The sequence below is a fragment of the Tolypothrix bouteillei VB521301 genome (assembly GCF_000760695.4).
GTDB classification, from domain to species: domain Bacteria; phylum Cyanobacteriota; class Cyanobacteriia; order Cyanobacteriales; family Nostocaceae; genus Scytonema; species Scytonema bouteillei_A.
Genome location: NZ_JHEG04000002.1, coordinates 75,888 through 94,294, shown reverse-complemented (window position 1 = coordinate 94,294; position 18,407 = coordinate 75,888). Strand labels below are relative to the sequence as shown.

General features: G+C 39.8%; 12 protein-coding genes. 7 read left to right on the top strand and 5 right to left on the bottom strand.

From position 1 onward, the window contains the following. Window positions 1-94 precede the first annotated feature (94 nt). The 3 genes from HC643_RS41065 (at window position 95) to HC643_RS39225 (ending at window position 2,914) form a co-directional block, all read left to right on the top strand. Window positions 95-718, top strand: coding sequence for a P-II family nitrogen regulator (locus HC643_RS41065; protein WP_202048751.1), 624 nt, complete (start codon window positions 95-97; stop codon window positions 716-718). A 75-nt stretch (window positions 719-793) separates the two neighbouring features. After that, window positions 794-1,468 (top strand): carbonic anhydrase, encoded by a 675-nt coding sequence (locus HC643_RS39230; protein WP_038080831.1) that lies wholly within the window; start codon window positions 794-796, stop codon window positions 1,466-1,468. 153 nt (window positions 1,469-1,621) lie between these two features. Then, a complete protein-coding gene (locus tag HC643_RS39225; RefSeq protein ID WP_038080833.1) occupies window positions 1,622-2,914 on the top strand; it encodes a proton extrusion protein PcxA in 1,293 nt (430 codons plus the stop codon). Window positions 2,915-3,073: 159 nt separating this feature from the next. Here the strand turns inward: HC643_RS39225 and HC643_RS39220 are convergent, their stop codons facing one another. After that, a complete protein-coding gene (locus tag HC643_RS39220; protein WP_038080834.1) occupies window positions 3,074-3,433 on the bottom strand; it encodes a Mo-dependent nitrogenase C-terminal domain-containing protein in 360 nt (119 codons plus the stop codon). 785 nt (window positions 3,434-4,218) lie between these two features. Here HC643_RS39220 and HC643_RS42320 point away from each other — a divergent pair. Together HC643_RS42320 and HC643_RS39215 are read left to right on the top strand one after the other, a co-directional pair. Beyond that, entirely contained in the window at window positions 4,219-4,350 is a 132-nt protein-coding gene (locus HC643_RS42320; RefSeq protein WP_272900283.1) for a hypothetical protein, read from the top strand. A 719-nt stretch (window positions 4,351-5,069) separates the two neighbouring features. Next, on the top strand, window positions 5,070-11,699 hold the full coding sequence (locus HC643_RS39215; protein ID WP_038080836.1) for a cadherin domain-containing protein: 6,630 nt from the start codon (window positions 5,070-5,072) through the stop codon (window positions 11,697-11,699). A 731-nt stretch (window positions 11,700-12,430) separates the two neighbouring features. On the opposite strand, the gene HC643_RS42745 is transcribed toward HC643_RS39215, so the two are convergent. Further along, window positions 12,431-12,541: a hypothetical protein gene (locus tag HC643_RS42745; protein WP_419723340.1), complete on the bottom strand. Its 111-nt coding sequence runs from the start codon at window positions 12,539-12,541 to the stop codon at window positions 12,431-12,433. Window positions 12,542-12,748: 207 nt separating this feature from the next. Here HC643_RS42745 and HC643_RS39210 point away from each other — a divergent pair, with 207 nt between their 5' ends. Next, the gene (locus tag HC643_RS39210; RefSeq protein WP_038080838.1) at window positions 12,749-13,696 is read left to right on the top strand and encodes a diguanylate cyclase; all 948 of its coding nucleotides are present in this window, start codon (window positions 12,749-12,751) and stop codon (window positions 13,694-13,696) included. 63 nt (window positions 13,697-13,759) lie between these two features. Here HC643_RS39210 and HC643_RS39205 read toward each other — a convergent pair whose 3' ends face one another. The 3 genes from HC643_RS39205 to HC643_RS39195 all read right to left on the bottom strand — a co-directional run bounded on the left by HC643_RS39205 (window position 13,760) and on the right by HC643_RS39195 (window position 16,791). Beyond that, window positions 13,760-14,359, bottom strand: coding sequence for a hypothetical protein (locus tag HC643_RS39205; protein WP_050046188.1), 600 nt, complete (start codon window positions 14,357-14,359; stop codon window positions 13,760-13,762). Between the two features lie 632 nt (window positions 14,360-14,991). After that, on the bottom strand, window positions 14,992-15,531 hold the full coding sequence (locus HC643_RS39200; RefSeq protein ID WP_038080839.1) for a hypothetical protein: 540 nt from the start codon (window positions 15,529-15,531) through the stop codon (window positions 14,992-14,994). Window positions 15,532-15,888: 357 nt separating this feature from the next. Next, window positions 15,889-16,791 carry a Tll0287-like domain-containing protein gene (locus tag HC643_RS39195; protein ID WP_038080841.1) on the bottom strand — a complete coding sequence of 301 codons (903 nt, stop codon included), beginning with the start codon at window positions 16,789-16,791 and terminating at the stop codon, window positions 15,889-15,891. A 764-nt stretch (window positions 16,792-17,555) separates the two neighbouring features. On the opposite strand from HC643_RS39195, the gene HC643_RS39190 reads away from it, so the two are divergent. Beyond that, complete coding sequence (locus HC643_RS39190; RefSeq protein ID WP_038080886.1) at window positions 17,556-18,407, top strand: STAS domain-containing protein; 852 nt, start codon at window positions 17,556-17,558, stop codon at window positions 18,405-18,407.

Below are 18,407 nucleotides of genomic sequence, written 5' to 3'. Positions count from 1 at the left end.
ATAGTCTTGTTAATAGTCTTGTTTGTGTAGTTTAAAATGGTTCAAGTACACAATTTAGCAACCAAACATCTAAAATCCAAAATTGGTACCAGCTATGCAACTCGTTAATCGAGTAGAAATTATTGTTAGCACCTTAGAACTTAGAGAAGTCATAGATATCTTGGATTCAGTTAGACTTTCTGGATATACATTGATAGAAAATACTTCAGGTAAAGGCGAACGGGGTGTTTGCTACAACGATTTAGGTCGAGAGTTCAGCAATAGTTATATTTCAACTGTTTGCACAGATTACAAGCAATTAAATTACCTTGTAAGTGACATTTTACCTATCTTAAAACGAATCGGCGGTGTCTGTTTGGTAACTGAAACTAAATCAGTTTCATCAGAACGAGTTCCCCAAAATATAGATTTAGCGATCGCTGTTATGCAAGAAGTCAAAAAGGTAGAAATTATCATGGACAACTCTTACATTGAAGAAACTCTAAAAATTTTAGAAACTGTCTCAGTGTCAGGTTATACAATTATTAAAGACACTTCAGGTAAAGGCGATCGAGGTTTATCTTGTCCGGATATAGACTGTTTATTTAGTAGTAGTTATATTATGACAGTCTGTACAAATGAGAAACAATTGGACAGCTTAGTACAAAAAATAACTCCTATTTTAAAGAAAATAGGAGGTATGTGTCTGGTGACTGATGCAAAATGGGTCAATCACTAACTTTAGGTTAACCTTACAAAGGTGCTACTACTCAATAAACAATACAAGTAAAATGAAAAGAACATGAATTCCACAATGCCAATTAAACGAATTATCAAAGGACTTAACGAATTTCAGACGAATTATTTCACTATTCATCAGGAAATGTTTCGTCAGTTGTCTCAAGGACAAACTCCTGAAATTCTCTTCATAACGTGTTCCGACTCCCGCATCGACCCAAATTTATTAACTCAAACAAAACCAGGAGAGCTTTTTATCATCCGGAATTTGGGTAATATCATTCCAACACACGGAAGTTATAATAATAGCGAAGGTGCGGGGATAGAATATGCGGTTTCCGCCTTAAATATTAAGCACGTTATTGTTTGCGGTCATTCTCACTGTGGTAGTATGAAAGCTCTCCTACAGTTAAATACTTTATCCGATGAAATGCCTTTAGTTTACAGCTGGTTAAAGCAACACGCAGAGTCTACTCGTCGTCTTTTACGAGAAAATTACAAGGATTATGATGGAGAAGCACTTCTAAAAATAGCTGTGGAAGAGAATGTACTGACTCAGATTGAAAATTTAGAAACTTATCCCGTAATTCGTTCTAAATTGCACGCTGGTAAGTTATCTCTTCATGCTTGGGTTTATGAAATAGAAACAGGACAAATAGTTGCCTATGATGCCAATAATCGTAAGTTTGTTCCTCTTTGTTCCGACGCTTTTCCCGTTCCCGATCCTTTAGCTTGTTTGCAAACTGGCTAAGCTTCTAAAAAAGTTAGATGTTTTTTTAAATTTTTAGGTAGATAAATAGAGCTACAGTTAATACAAACATTGTTCTAACTTTATTTTCTATTTGTATCTTCATTAAAATTTTATCTACCTACTTTTTTATAAAATCAAATATCTACCAGAGACATGAAAAATTACATCACGCCCTCGAAGTCAGATAAGTTCCTTAACAAAATAAATCATTTTCTTCATGAAAGCAATCAGTGGTTCTTTAACACTTCAGAAAGAGCGTTGGAGCAGGCTTATCAAATTGCCTTAAAAATTAAAAATATTGAGTTGGAACATTTTGGAGGTGACAAAGTATCTACTCAAGGGGGAGAGTACAGCCAAAATGTCTTGGACTGTTTTCAAACAGACGTTGAAAAATATTTAAATACCATTAAAATTAGAATTGCTGAATTTAAGATAAGTCGCTTTTTTTTAAAAAACTCTAATTATGCTTTTTTAGAAAAACTAAAATTAATTGATGAGGTTCTTACAAGATACAACGAGCGGGAGGTAGAAATATCTAGATCTGCATCTGAGGATTCTCCTCAAAAATCTATTCTCTCAAAGTTAGAATATTCACAACCACTCCTAAAAAGTTCATCTCAACTCAGTTCGAGCGGTATTGAACCTGTTACCCAGAAAACTGGTATCCTTCCTAGATCGATTGGGAAAACAATTCGGAAAATTACAAATGATATAAGTCGGAATTCTGAAGAAGAAGTAGTCAGGACCTTTCAAGCATCCCGTAAAACAACCAGGCTAGCTATCAACTTTTTAGGATTATTAATTTTGATCCCTCTATTGACTCAAGAAGTTTCAAAGCATTTTTTAATACTTCCTGCTGTAGAGCATTTTCGCAGTGGTGAAAGTACATCCATTTTTCTAAATTGGGAAATGAAAGAAGAAGCTTTCAAACAATTGCAGTCTTTTGAAGAAGAATTAAAATTTGAGAGATTGCTAAAACATTCTCCTCAAATTTCTTCCGAAGCTATTGAAGAAAAAGTATCAGTGAAGGTAATGGAGATAGCTGAAGAGTTCAAACGTAAAAGCAATAGTGCCGTTGCAAACGTTTTTGCAGACTTACTGGGTTTAGTTGCTTTTGCAGGCGTTGTCTTGACAAATAAAAGAGGGGTAGCAGCGGTTAAAACTCTTCTAAATGAGATTGTCTATGGTTTGAGTGATAGCGCTAAAGCATTCATCATTATTTTATTCACAGATATTTTTGTGGGATTCCATTCACCACATGGATGGGAAGTTATCCTGGAAAGTATAGCAACTCATTTAGGTATTCCTGCAGATAGAAACGCGATTTTCCTTTTCATTGCTACATTCCCTGTAATTTTGGATACCATATTCAAGTATTGGGTTTTCCGCTATTTGAATCAGATATCACCTTCAGCTGTGGCAACACTCAAAAATATGAATGAGTAAAGAATTTTAAAAGTTGAGTTTCGCCTTGTAGGTGAATACAATCTTTAGATGCGTAGCGCTTTCTCATTGATTGTGTTCGCCTTTTTCTATGTCCCCTGTTCTTGTAGTTTAGGCGATCGCCAAGCTCTTTGTTTAACTTCCGTTGTATGAGAATGCATTCTAACAATACGAGCGGATATCTTCACCGCACACATCCGCCAAGTAACATAAAGCACGGAAACGCAGACCAACAAATTGGTCATAAAGCGGATTGAGTTTGCACAGGGGGGGAATATGAGCAATTTTACGACCAAACAAAACTATGTCTCTTTCAAACGGACATTGGGCGGGGATCGTTTGAGCAATAAATCTTGCAAATTTTTGATTCTGAATATCTAATGAATCAAGCCAACCACGCAATGGTTGCAATATATCCAGTCTGGTCTTAGCCAAATGGTTGCGATTGACAATTTGCTCGTTTTCAACATCAGGGTTTACAAAAGCAGGGAAGTAGATGTTTTGATTGTTAGTTTCAAGCATAGGTTTCGTCAGGCTCCATTTAGGGATTATTTTCTGCTTTGTTATCAACCACACTATCAATTGCAGGATTTAAATATATGCTTGCAACTAGCAGCATGGCACCATATTGCTGGCGTATTTACATCGATATTCACCGAGCAAATAACGCGAACAATGTTATTAAAACTGACTGGGATGTGAAAAACTGTCCAGCTTAATACAAAATTCTTAAAAGAATCTAAAGCATTGTGTTTTCGATTACGAAATGCTCATATCCAATACAACGGTTGTATACTTAAAAGGTAAATGACTTCTGCTTAAATCAAACAGTATCTTGAGTTGTAACTTATTCAACAAAATTGTTATTTTGCTCATACTTAAGCTAGATTTAACCATGATTTAGTATCAGGACAACCGATTTTAGGCTGTTCCTTGATTGGAAAATTGTAAGCTATGTTACAAAATGTAAATGTATAAATAAATTAGATAAGTAGATATATCTAAAAAGTCAGAAGGAGCGAGGGTTAAGGATAAATAATTCTCTTTTCTATTGAGACTTCACTCCCTTTAGTGCTAGAAGATTCAAGGCGCACTCAGCTAATAATTCTTGAACTTGCACAGCTTCATACGGAGTCGCATTCAAAAATACCACTTATTGATGGGACACGGGAGACACGGGAGAAAGTACGATGTATGAACGCAACTTGGTATCAGTCAACCCAACTCTTGTAGTACCAAGAGCAGCACCGTGAGGAACTTCATCCCCAGAGGGGAACCCTCAAGTCCCCTATTGAGGCGGCTGTGAAGTGTCCTCACCCGTCTTAGTACGTAAATTTATTCGTTTTGATGCCAGTTTCCATGCAAACAGCGACAGCGCTCCCACCTCAGAAAATTTGCGCGATCGCATACAATACGGTGCGACACCTAAAACCATTTGACTTACAGCATCTTTCAGGTAAACGAAGTACACAGGTAGAGGTGAACGGCATATCTAAGAGCATCGGCATACTACACGTTGGCGAAGTCGCTCCGCAAAACTTACACCCTTACAACAACCTGTACCTCTGACACCCTCTCGGCAGATTCTTAAAATCAAGGGTAATTTTTACCTAAACTTTACAAAGCAATCTGGGAATACTGATAATTATAATCACAATAACAGCTTTGAGTTAACTACGTTGCCGTCTTTTTTATAAAGCAATCTTCAAAAAATAGTGACAAGATTTCAGCGTTTTCCTTCAGGCAAGAATGAATCGGAATCCGTCAATATAATTTTGGAAAACTAAAGTTTTTTTTATAAATTGGAGGCTGCCAAACAAAACTATTTTTGTCTTCCCACAGTTACTAAGTAAGTCGGCGCGATAAAACCAATGTATGTTGAGTTTTGTAAAAACCTTAGAACGACGTATTCATAGGCTCTTTGTTGATTTTATATGTCGTTACATAGTTTGATTTTTTAACGCTGACTTACTTACTTAGCACGTGTCTTGATACTAAAATTTCCAATAGTTATGACTCTAAATTGACGTGAGTTCGGCCAATTCAAAGCAGACCTCACCCCAAGAACTCACGTTGTAATGCGTTTTTACGCATCATGGAATTCGACCAGAGAAACAGGAATTAGCTGGTCAATTTTTACACGCAATTTTTCCATTATATGAGCAGCAATAACGACACATTTGCAAATCGCATTTTACTTTCTGGTACTTCAGGCAGTAGCACTAGTAACAACGTAGGAGCTACAAGTGAAGCAGGTGAGGCCATTCAATCAGGGACGACTAACTCCGTGTGGTGGAGCTGGATTGCTCCATCTTCTGGAAATATTTCACTGGATACGCTTTCTAGTAACTTTGATACTTATCTTTCAGTCTATACAGGTACTACAGTCAATAATTTGACTCGTGTTGCTCAAAACGATGATATTGGTAATGGAATTACGGCAAGTCGAGTTAGCTTTGCAGTGGCAGCGGGAACAACTTACCATATTGCTGTTGATGGATATCAAAGTAGCACGGGTAATGTTACTTTAAATTATTCTTTCACACCTAACACTGTTACTAGTAAGGCGGGTGATTTAGATCTTAGTTTTGGCTATGGTGGTAAGGTTATCACCGACTTTGGCAGCCACAATGACTTCAGCTATAGCGTTGCTCTTCAGCCAGATGGCAAGATTGTTGTGGCAGGAAGAACTGACGATTATACCAACGGTGCGTACTTCGTCTTAGCACGCTATAACTCCAATGGGACGTTGGACACGACTTTTGGCAACGGTGGTAAAGCCATTCCAAACGCCAACAGTGCTGGTATTTCCGGTCGCAGTGTTGTTATCCAGTCAGATGGTAAAATAGTCGTAGCTGGAAGCGCTTCAAATGGCAGCAACGACTGCTTTGCCCTAACACGTTACAACAGTAATGGTACTATAGACACCAGCTTTGGTAATGGTGGCACAGTCAAAACTCTTGTCAGAACTCTAGACGATGAGGGTATGGGTGTCGCTCTTCAATCAGACGGTAAGATTGTCGTTACGGGGTCCAGTCACAATGGTAGTAAATATGACTTTGCTCTAACACGTTATAACATTGATGGCAGTCTGGACACCAGCTTTGGTACTGGTGGCAAAGTTATTACACCATTAGGTAATTTCCACGATTTGTCTTCTAGTCTTGCTATTCAATTAGACGGCAAGATACTAGTCACAGGCGCAACCCTCAACAGCAATACAGGCTCTAATATCAATGACGCTAACTTTGCTCTTATACGTTACAACACTAATGGCAGTCTAGATACTAATTTTGGTAATGGGGGTAAAGTTGTCACAGACTTTGATAACAACTATGACTACGGTCATAGTGTTGCCATTCAGCCTGATGGCAAGATTGTAGTAGCAGGAAGTGCTAACTTTGGTTTTGGCATAGCACGATACAACGCCAACGGCACATTGGATAACACTTTTGGTAGTGGCGGTAAAGTTCTCACACGAATTGGCAGTAGCACGAATGGCGCTGGTGTAGAATCTGCTACCATTCAACCGGATGGTAAAATTGTTGTTGCTGGATACACTTGGGATGGTAACCAGAAGAACTTTGCGGTAGCACGTTACAACGTAAATGGCACTTTAGATAATAGCTTTGGTAGTAGTGGTTGGGTTAGCACACCCATTGGTGGTAACTGGAGCGATGATGGAGGTAAAAGTGTTGTTATTCAACCCGATGGTAATATTGTTGTTGCAGGCGGTAGTTACGGTGACTTTGCCCTAGTACGATACTTAGGGACAAGTTCCAACCAAACCTATAACACGGCTCCAACTCTTAGCGATACTCTTGTTACCCTCAATTCAGTTAATGAAAACGCTGGCGTTCCTTCTGGAACAGTTGGGACTTTGGTGTCATCTCTGGTAAATTTGGGAACAAACGTTAGCGATCGCGATAGCAATGCAGTTACGGGGATCGCAATTACCACAGCCAGTACCACTAACGGCACTTGGTACTACAGCACAAATAACGGTACAAACTGGAATCTTTTAGGTGCAGTTTCTAACAGCAATGCTCGCTTACTAGCCGCAGATGCAAACACGCGCATCTACTTCCAGCCTAACGCTAACTTTAACGGCAATATTAACAATGCGATCGCTTTCCGTGCTTGGGATAGAACCAGTGGTAGCAACGGTAGAACATCTGACACTACAACCAATGGTGGGATGACTGCCTTTAGTACTGCGACAGACACTGCAACAATTACGGTGACAGCAACCAATCGAGCACCTGTCGCAACAAATGACACCTATACTTTGGCAGCAAACACGTCATTTTCCACTGCTGCTAGTGTTACAGCCTTAATCATAGACGATCGAGCAGGCGGAACTTTTGTTGGTCAAGGCAATTACTACAACTTCACTCGTACTGGTGGGAATTTTTTAGCTAGGCGTGCTTATCCAACAAATCCCTCAAGCAACAATGCTATACGAATAAGTTATAGCGAACAGAGACCCGGTGGTCATTCCTGGGATCTGGGATTTGCGGCTCCATTTAACGCTCCACTAACAGCAGGAACAACGTATACAAACGCAGTCCGTTTTCCATTCCAAGATAACAATCAGCCCGGTTTATCAATAAGTGGAGACGGGCGCGGTAACAATACTCTGACCGGGCAATTTACTATCAACCGAATTCTCTATGGTGCTGATGACACTGTAAAGCTTCTTGATGCCACCTTTGAGCAAAAAAGCCCTGGTGATATAGGTGTTTTACACGGTCAGGTTACATACAACGATTATCTACCTCGTGGTGTACTTAGTAATGACACCGATCGAGACAGCCAACAATTACAAGCAATTCTTGTCTCCGGTCCTTTACACGGTCGCTTAATATTCAACCGTGATGGTTCCTTTGATTACACTCCCAACTCTGGTTTTACTGGCATTGATACTTTTACTTACCGTGCGACTGATAGCATCGCTAATTCTAATATTGCGACAGTCACCTTAAGAGTTGAGAATCAAGCACCTAACATCAACTTGGGAACAATCCCCTCCTCATACATAGAAAATATCTCTCCCATCAACATTGCCGATCGCGCGACTGTCACAGACACAGACTCACCAAATTTTGATACAGGTACGCTAACTGTTAGTTTCAGTATTGGAGGTACTGCAGACGATCGCCTAGCCATTCGCCATCAAGGAACAGGATCGAATCTCATCAGGATTGTCGGAAATACTGTTCTTTACAATGCAATTGAAATTGGTACTTTTAGTGGTGGTACGGGCACAATTCCTCTGACGATCGCTTTTAATGATAACGCTACCGCAACAGCCGTACAAGCTTTAATTAACAACATCACCTTCGCCAATGTTTCAGACAATCCCTCCACAACTCCACGTAGCGTAAGTTTTGTCTTAACTGATGGTGATGGCGGTACCAGTACTGCCGTAACTAAAATTGTTAATGTGACTGCCATCAATGATGCCCCTGTCATCGCGCCCAATCAAACTTTCAGAGTCAATGAAAATGCTCCTGTAGGAACAGTCGCAGGCACAGTTGTTGCTACTGACCCAGATAGCACCACCCTCTCTAACTGGAAAATTACAGGAGGTAATTTAGACCGCGATGGTGATGGTCAAACAGCCTTCAGCATTAACTCTAGTAGCGGACAAATTTCGGTGAGCGATCGCGATGAACTCGACTTTGAGAGCAACCCCAGTTTTCAGTTGCAAGTCACTGTCAGCGATGGCGTGGCTGCGAGCAACGTGTCGAATGTCACGGTTAATCTTAACGACCTCACGGAAACTACGACAAATGACAGCTTTGAGAACCGAATTGTACTTTCTGGCAACTCGGGTACCAGTACTAGCAACAATTTAGCAGCTACAGGTGAATTAGGAGAACCAGTCCAATCAGGGACAACTAACTCTGTTTGGTGGAGTTGGATTGCTCCATCCTCTGGTAATGTCACATTCCAGACTGTTGGTAGTTCTTTTGACACTTACCTTTCTGTTTACAGGGGGAATTCCATCAATAGTTTGGCCCTTGTTGCTGCTAACGATGATATCAGTGGAAGTACTGCCAGTCGGGTGACCTTTGCCGTGACAGCCGGAACAGCCTACCATATCAGCGTCGATGGATATCAACGCAGTACAGGCAATATTACTTTAAACTATTCTTTTATCCCTACCCCTCCCAGTATTAACGCAGCACCCACCCTAACTGACACCACCGTCACCCTAGGGTCTGTGAATGAAGATGCTAACACCCCTTCCGGAGCAGTTGGAACGTTAGTTTCCTCGATCGTCAGTTTGGGGAGAAACGTGACTGACGCAAATCGTGAAGCATTAACTGGTATCGCCCTCACCAATACCAACACGACTAATGGTACTTGGCACTACAGCACTGACAATGGAGCAAACTGGTACAGCTTGGGTAATGTGTCTGACAGCAGCGCTCGGCTCTTAGCAGGAGATCCCAATACCCGTATTTATTTCCAACCCAACCCCAACTATCACGGCACCATCACTAACGCTATAACTTTCCGCGCTTGGGATCGAACCAGTGGCACTAACGGCGGTACTGCTAACACAAATACTAACGGTGGTACCACGGCCTTCAGTACTGCTACTGATACAGCATCAATTATCGTTAATCCTGTTAACGATGCTCCAATTATTACAGCCAATCAAAGTTTTAGAGTGAATGAAAACGCTATTATGGGAACGGTTGTGGGCACTGTCGTTGCTACTGACCCAGATAGCACCACCTTCTCCAACTGGATAATTACAGCAGGTAATTTAGACCGCGATCGCGATGGTCAAGCTGCTTTCAGCATCAATCCCAACACCGGACAAATTACAGTCAACGACAGCAACGATATCGACTTTGAGAGCAGCCCCAGTTTTCAATTACAAGTTACTGTCAGCGATGGCACCATTAGAAGCAGCGCACAAGCTGTGACCGTTAACCTCAACGATGTTAGCGAAAATACCGGGAATGACAACTTTGAAAACCGGATTGTGCTTTCTGGAACTTCGGGCAGCAGTACTGGCAGTAATGTGGGAAGCTCAGGCGAATTTGGCGAGCCAGTGCAATCGGGAACAACCAACTCTGTTTGGTGGAGTTGGACAGCACCATCTTCTGGTAACGTAGTATTTGATACTATTGGTAGTTCTTTTGACACTTTCCTTTCTGCGTACACAGGTGTTACCGTCAACGGTCTGACCCGTATAATTGCTAACGATGATATTGGTAACGGAAATGTTGCCAGTCGCGTGAACTTTGCAGCGACAGCTGGAACTACTTATCAGATTGCCGTAGATGGATTTCAAGCTCGTACTGGCAATATTAACTTAAACTACTTGTTTACCCCCAGAACCGATTCTAGCAACAACAATGTCACTTACCATTATCTGGTGTCTGAAAATACCTCGCTCGTTACTGCTGCTGCTACTACATCTCTCACCATAGATAGCGATCGCGGTAACTATCTTGGTCAGAGCGATTATTACAGCTACACTCCAGCTAATGGCGTTTTCAGGGCTCCACAAAGCAACTATGAAAATGCTGTTGCCATGACATTCACTCAAAAGACCGCCAGTGCTACGCAAACCGTTACGGTTATCCGTAATGGCACCGTAAATATCCTATATGGTAACTCAGGTAACGACAATATTACCGGAAGTCTAGGTGATGACGTTATTTATGGCTATGAAGGATATGATTACCTCTACGGTGCTGCTGGTAATGATACCCTGAACGGTGATGCAAACTATGACCATCTATACGGGCAAGATGGAAATGACATCCTCAACGGTGGCGCTAGCGATGACTCTCTGTTTGGTGGTGCGGGTAATGATATCTTGGACGGTGGTGACGGCTTTGATTATGTTAACGAATCAGCAGATGTTAACTTTACCCTCACAAACACGCAACTTTTTGGGGCTGGTACAGACGTACTTATAAATATTGAAGAAGTAAGACTCAGTGGTGGTAGTAGTGACAATATCATAAATACTGCGACATTCACTTTAGGTAGAGTCTCTCTTGATGGTGGTGCTGGTAACGATACCCTAACTGGTGGTAGTCGCAATGACTCCCTATTTGGGCAGGACGGAAATGATACCCTCAACGGTGGAGCCGGCGATGACCAACTCTACGGTGGTGCAAGCAATGACTATCTGTCTGTGAACGATGGTAACGATGTCCTTAACGGTGGTGCTGGCAATGACTTTTTATGTGGTGGTACGGGCAATGATACTCTCGACGGTGGTGATGGTATCGATCGAATCCAAGAAGTTGCTGATGTTAACTTTGTTCTAACGAACACACAACTCATTGGTCGTGGAACTGATATCCTCAAAAACATTGAAACGGCAACACTGATTGGTGGCGACAGTAACAACACCATTGATGCTTCAGCATTCACTCTGGGTAGCGTCTCTCTTTATGGGGGCGCACAAGGTAACGATATCCTTAAAGGTGGTAGTGGTAGCGATAGCCTGCACGGTGGTATGGGTAATGACGTTCTCAATGGGGGTGCAGGTAACGACGATCTCTATGGTGGAGGCGGTGCAGATACTTATGTTCTCGCTCCGAGTCGGGGTACTGATATTATCTATGGCTTTGAAGATGGTATTGACAAGTTAGGTTTATCCCTGGGATTAACTTATGAGGCTTTGACTGTGACTAACAGCAGTAATGGTACTTCCATTCGGATAACTTCTACAAATGAGGTCTTGGTCACTTTAAGCAATGTTAACTCTAGTTTAATCAGCGCCAATGATTTTATCAACTTAACTTAGGAATACCGGAACTTAGTTTGCCATCATTAAGTATATGTAAACTGTGTTTTCTAACGGCTTTCTGTTATTAAAAGTAAGAGTCATTGCACAGGTGACATTTCGTGCTATTGTGCTGACTTGAATTTATAGGAAATTTCATATATTATGGTCGATGCTGCTTCGCCCCCGTCATCCGGGAAACCAAACGGGTGAAACTATCGTATCGCTGTAAGGTCAAACAAATTTGTCAGTTTCCTAAAATTCAGCTTAAACACAAGCCAGTAAGAGGCAAGACCCGTGAACGGGTTTCATTTATTTGAAAGATAAAATCCAAGGAGTACGTTCCTTGGGAACCATCGACGTTTCAATCCCGTGAACGGGTTTCATTTATTTGAAAGTCGGGGTGCATTTCTGATTCTCTCTTGTAGGCGATGTTTCAATCCCGTGAACGGGTTTCATTCTAGCATTACAGATCCTTATTTGTTGCCATCGCGGTTCCTCGAAGACTTTAGTAATTGTCTTGCGTACCAAATCAGCGGTCTTGCTTGCTCCCTTACAAAGGGTATGGTTTATTTAGATGAAAACTGCTGTCAATTGTAGCTTATTTGTTACCGCGATCGCTCACGCTTGGTCAAACAGTATTTGGAAATATAAAAGCTTTTGATAGAAGATTTAAGAGTTTGACGACATCAGGCTAATAAAAAACGCACACCAGGAGATAGTAGCGTACTACATTTCGCTATCTCAAGTAGTCAATGACGAAATACTTTAGATTCAATCTGGCAAATCTGGTTTATTTGGATGGTCGTTGCCAATACAAGTTCTTTTTTACTCCTTTTTAACTGTTTCCAAAGTGCTTTTATTTGCTGATAGACTTTTTCAGAAGAAATGTCAAACTACTTCTGACAGGTTTTTTAATCTGACTATTTAAGTCTTTAGATACAATCGGAACCCAATTTTCTTAAATATATTTAAAGCCTACAACTAAAATAGTCTTTTGAAAATTATCATATACCCATCATCAATCTTGGTTGATAGGATTCTATAAATGAATTGTTAGCCTAATTTTTATGAGACTGTTCAAGCCAAAAAATCACTTAATTTTAGTTGTTGATGACTTCTATGACAATTTACAACTTATTGCAACGCACTTAGAGCAAGTTGGTTACAAAGTTACCCTAGCCTCTAACGGACTCGAAGCTTTAAAGCTTCTTCAAGTAGTAAAGCCCGATTTAATTCTGTTGGACTTGATGATGCCACAGATGAATGGCTTGGAAGTATGCTCTAAAGTCAAAACCGCTCCAGATTTAGCTGAGATTCCAATTATTTTTCTCACCGCTAGTAATGAGCAAGAGCATCTAGTACAAGCCTTTGAAAAAGGAGCGGTTGATTACATCACTAAACCGTTTGAAGGTCTAGAACTTCTTGCCCGTGTACGGACACATATAGAGTTGAAATCTGCGCGAGAGGAATTGAAAAAATTACTGCACCAGCAAAAGGAATTGATTCAAGAGTTAGAAAGATTAGCTCACACCGATTCGTTGACTGGAGTGTGGAACCGTCGTTATTTATTCACTTTAGTAGAGCAAGAATTCAACCGCTCTCGTCGCTATCATCATCCTTTTACTGTCATAATGATAGATATTGACTATTTCAAGAAAATTAACGATACATATGGTCACATGATTGGAGATGAAGTGCTTATCGTCATGGCACAAACTGTTTTGAATTGTCTGCGAAGTGTAGATTTTTTTGGCAGAATAGGTGGTGAAGAATTTATGGTACTTCTGCCAGAAACAGATAGTGATGCAGCAGTTCTGGTGGCTGAGCGTATACGAGAGAACGTTGAAACGACGGGTATTTTGACGCAAGAACAACAGATATTCATAACAGTGAGTATTGGAGTGGCTACACACAAATTAGAGGATGAAACCGTTAATGTTATTATCCAACGCGCTGATAAGGCACTTTATCAAGCTAAAAACTTTGGGCGTAACCAGGTGGTTGCAGATACTTAAAATTTAGTGAAATAAGTAGCAATCAAAGCGATCGCTCTTGTGAGTTGATTAATGTTGTTACCTTTATTGGGTGCGGGTGGAACTGGGTGGACATGGATTTTTCGTAGATGCTGAATTAGACGCTATCTTACCGATATTGGGAATAGCCGTTTTTGTAGAGCTACCACCGTTATTCATATAACCTACATCTAAAGCAGCTAAATTAGTAATTTCTTGTGGAATTTCAAAGGTGGATGTGACTTTTGTGGGGATATTAACAGCTAAGTTGATATTAAAATACTCCGTACCTTTAGACCCCCCAGTAAGACCTGAGCCAGATTGTATTGTTTGGGCGGTGTACACAGTACCAGAAGTATCGATAGCATTTGTTCTAATTGGGTCATAATTAGGGCTAACAGCAAATCTCAGAGTTTGACGTTCCTTACCTATATTGGTAATTAAAACATCACAACTCACTTGTGTGGGTTTTGTCCTTTGACAACCGCGTGATTCAAACTTCAAATCGTTTTCTTCATTAACTACTGATTGAGCTACTAATGTTTCTCTTGATGTTCTTTGTGCGACAGCTTGTGGTAGAGAAACGGATATGATACTTGTTGCTACGACACCACAACAAAAAGCAATTCCCGCTATCAAATGTTCACGGACAGATGACTTTTGCATTTCCTATATTGTTAATTTATTAAGTCATTAAATTCTTCTCAAGTTAAAATTTTACATCAAAAAATATTTTTTTATTTTTTCAAGTCTAAAAAAAATATTAAAATTCAAACACCAGTGCGTAGTAGAGTCATACCAGCTTAACTCCTGAAAGTTGAATGAATTTAATATGATGTTTAGAGTATGTTGTTAGATAGTCAATAATTTGAATAGAGACTAAAAAGCCATGTAACAACCAATTACAGGGCTTTTTATCGAATACAATCGAATTATAACTATTACAAACCTAGAATAATGTTAACTTCAAACAACCAAAAGTACCAAAAGATTAATATTTTTCTGAATCGTAAGAACGTACAGGATTTGATTAAGTCTGTAACGGGTCTTGCTACTCTTAAAATAGTAATTTCTAAGTTTATCAATTGCGAGGAAACCAACGAATCTTATACCTTTACTTTGAAAAGATAGGACAATTTATTTACTCGACACGACAGGTTATGTTTCAATCCCGCAAGCGTGTTTCATTGATTTGAAAGTCATCCATTACTTGGATGCTTCCAAATTTGAGCTGTTAATTGCACGCTTATTTGTTACCATGGTCATGACTTAAACAGTATTTGGACATAGAAAAGCTTTTATTTAATATTTAAAGAATTTAGAAAATTTTCTATTTCTGGAGAATTGACATTCCCATCTTTTGCGATCGCGAATGCTTGATACAAGGTCGGTCCTTTAGGATCTATAAACAATCTAGCTTTACCAGTAATACTACCTTTAAAATGTATGGTAACTTCTCTGCCAGGATAACTTTTATAGGTAATTTTATTTTCACTCGTAATAGTAGAATTACTAATTTTTGTTGCTGCTTCGAGACCATTTTTTAAGCCTTGTTCCACATCAAAATGATTTGGATTAACAGGAAATTTCATATTGAAGGTACTATAAATTCGATGGTTAATGTTATCCTGATAAGAAACCATTACATAATTGATTTTACCTAATTGCGTTTGAGTAGAGCGAGGATGTTCTGTGGGTTTAGCAGGAAATTCAGCAGTATAACTTTTATCTGTAGCAACGTATTTATACTGGTGATTGCTTGCTGATTTTGATGAAGAACTATTACAGCTTACAAGAAAGGTAGCTAAAGCAAAAGGAATTAATAAAGTACATTTCATCAGATTTAAACCAGGGAAGCAATATTAGTATTTTTTGCTACCTCTCCAGAGTCAGCAATACTATTTTATTTTTCTAAATAAAAAATGTCACTAATGTTTACAAAACGACATCATGCGAGGCGATCGCTTATAACTTGAAATCGAAAATTACTCTACTTCCTCCATATATTTTTGCCAAATACTGTCTATTTCATATCGATCGGGCTTTGGTAACAGCATTTTTCTTTCCATGACTTTGTTCTCATCAAAACCCTTAGTAAGCTGATGACCTAATAAAAATATTTTTTACATTAAAAACCAAGTATTAGTAGTATTACCCCGTGCATAGTCATGTATTTTTGATGACACATAAGAAAGTTACTCGAAACCATGAGTACGCCTAATTCTTTTCATTGCCATTTCTAAACTTAATTTCATTCTTATAAAAGCTTTAACAAGATTCCCAATTTCATCATAGGAAACTTGCTCGAAGTCAACTTCCAAATGTCCCGTACTCACTTCTTCAGCAATACGAGTTATACGCTTCAGAGGAAGAATAACTTGTTGGTTCAAAAAGATATTCACCAAAAAGATAACGACTAGAAAAACAGCACAGACAAATCCTACTATTAATAAAGAAGATTGATGAGCTTTTTCAATGACCTTACTGGCTGGTAGAGATACAAATTGAGCCGCTACAATTTCATTTAAGTGCCAACCAAATCCATTAGCTTCTCCAAAACGGTCAATCATAGTTTTCGGAGCAGCCTCAGGAGTACTGTGACACTGAAGACAAGCTTGTTGGCTAATTGATAGCGGACGGGAAATGTAAAATATATCGCCACCAGGAAGTGAGCGAAATCCACTTACTTGTTTTAAATCTTTTTCTTTTCTAAAACGTTCTAAAATATTGGCTTCAAAACTATCAGCTTTATCCCGGAGATTTGTAGGATTTGTTGCTGCTTCTTTATAAAAGAAGTCCAAATACTCTGGTTTTTTGCGGAGAATTTCAAAAACTTCTCGTGCTGAGTATGCCGATACCACTTGGGGCAGAAACTTTTCTTCCAGTTTCAAAGAGAGTTCTGGATAGATTTGGGTCAGTGTGTACTCACGTATAGAAGTCATTGTATCAATGAGTGTTAAAGCTCTTGAGGCTATTTCATTTGTTGCATTTTGCCTCAGTAATGTAGAAAGAGCCAGCCCACTTACACTCAAACCTACTACAAGAATTAAGAGTAGCAAAACTGTAAATTTTTGTCTTAATTTTAAGTATTTTAACATATTTTTGAGCTAAGTGGAAATAACGGTACAAATTTAGTCTTATCTATAAGGCAGAATTGCTATAGAAAAAATTAAATATTTCAATTTATGAATACTTCACTCAGCCATCCATTGACAAACCAATTTACCGTTCTCCATTTTCCATAGCGCGATTAAGAGACTTTTAGACCAATGATTAGACGGCTTGAGTCTTTCAATATAATATTTAAATTGATAGTTTTTTCGATTGGTTTTATCTTCATCGGTATAATTATTTGCTATTTATAGTATGTTGGATGCTTGAAGAAAATAGTTGAGTTAAATTCAGGACATTGAGAATTCAGGTAAATTCAGGTAAATTCAGGTGGGAGCATCCCAAGTTGGAAAAAATACCTTTGCGATGTTCGTAATCGCGTCTATACAAACAAAGCCCACGTAGGTTGGGTTGAGGAACGAAACCCAACATTTACAGGTATTTGTTGGGTTTGTCCAACGTACAAAAATTCGAGAGCCCTTGCAGATGTATCTGTCGGAGTTTCAATCCCGCAAGCGGGTTTCATTTGTTTGAAAGTCGATAAAGTGATTGAAAAATAAATACGCTTGGTGTTTCAATCCCGCAAGCGGGTTTCATGTATTTGAAAGTTTGACCGTGGTTGGTTTGCGATTAATGATGACTAGTTTCAATCCCGCAAGCGGGTTTCATTGATTTGAAAGTTGTGACCAATGGTCTAAAATCAGCATACACTGATTTTGGACTAATGAAAGCCGTTGCCTTTATACTAACGATGAGCGAAAGTAAAATACCAGAAATCCTGGAAATCTTCGAGGCAGACCTGCTGTCGGAGTGGACTCAGGAGTTAGCTACTGTCAACATTCGCAAAGGCTTGATTAAAGAAGCTGAGCTAAAGGAGGAGTGCCGAGAATTCCTGAGCTTGTTTCGGATTGCCGTTCAGCAGGGAAAGTTGACTAATATTCAAGCAGAGGAATGGCAGGATGTGCGGGAGATACTGACCAGCATTTCTCGATCGCGATCGCAAAAAGGCTTTACACCGTCGGAAACAGCTACATTCGTCTTTTCGTTCAAGCAACCCCTCTTCAACCGAATGCGTCAGCAATTGAAAGACCCTCTTGAGTTGGGTGAAGAGATTTGGCTAGCCACAAGCTTACTGGATCAACTGGGATTGCTGACAATGGAAGTGTATCAAAAGACGCGGGAAGAGGTGATTTTGCGGCAGCAGGAAGAGTTGATGGAGTTGTCTACTCCAGTGGTTAAACTCTGGGAGGGAATTTTGGCATTACCCATTATCGGTGTCCTGGATAGTGCCCGCACTCAAATGATGATGGAATCTCTATTGCAGAAGATTGTCGAAACTGGGTCAGAAGTTGCGATTATTGACATTACCGGGGTTCCCACCGTCGATACCCTCACCGCTCAACATCTGCTTAAGACCGTTACTGCCGCACGGCTCATGGGAGCTGATTGTATGATCAGTGGTATTCGTCCTCAAATTGCTCAAACAATTGTTTATCTCGGCATTGATTTGACTGATGTCATTACGAAAGCAACCCTAGCCGATGCCTTTCTCACGGCGCTAAAACGTTTGGGAGTGACCATCACCCGCTCTCAACCCAAATAG

Excerpts from the sequence above, each read along its gene's own strand:
- HC643_RS41065 (WP_202048751.1), top strand. The coding sequence starts at position 95 with ATGCAACTCGTTAATCGAGTAGAAATTATTGTTAGCACCTTAGAACTT.
- HC643_RS39230 (WP_038080831.1), top strand. The coding sequence starts at position 794 with ATGCCAATTAAACGAATTATCAAAGGACTTAACGAATTTCAGACGAAT.
- HC643_RS39225 (WP_038080833.1), top strand. The coding sequence starts at position 1,622 with ATGAAAAATTACATCACGCCCTCGAAGTCAGATAAGTTCCTTAACAAA.
- HC643_RS39220 (WP_038080834.1), bottom strand. The coding sequence starts at position 3,433 with ATGCTTGAAACTAACAATCAAAACATCTACTTCCCTGCTTTTGTAAAC.
- HC643_RS39215 (WP_038080836.1), top strand. The coding sequence starts at position 5,070 with ATGAGCAGCAATAACGACACATTTGCAAATCGCATTTTACTTTCTGGT.
- HC643_RS39210 (WP_038080838.1), top strand. The coding sequence starts at position 12,749 with ATGAGACTGTTCAAGCCAAAAAATCACTTAATTTTAGTTGTTGATGAC.
- HC643_RS39205 (WP_050046188.1), bottom strand. The coding sequence starts at position 14,359 with ATGCAAAAGTCATCTGTCCGTGAACATTTGATAGCGGGAATTGCTTTT.
- HC643_RS39200 (WP_038080839.1), bottom strand. The coding sequence starts at position 15,531 with ATGAAATGTACTTTATTAATTCCTTTTGCTTTAGCTACCTTTCTTGTA.
- HC643_RS39195 (WP_038080841.1), bottom strand. The coding sequence starts at position 16,791 with ATGTTAAAATACTTAAAATTAAGACAAAAATTTACAGTTTTGCTACTC.
- HC643_RS39190 (WP_038080886.1), top strand. The coding sequence starts at position 17,556 with ATGAGCGAAAGTAAAATACCAGAAATCCTGGAAATCTTCGAGGCAGAC.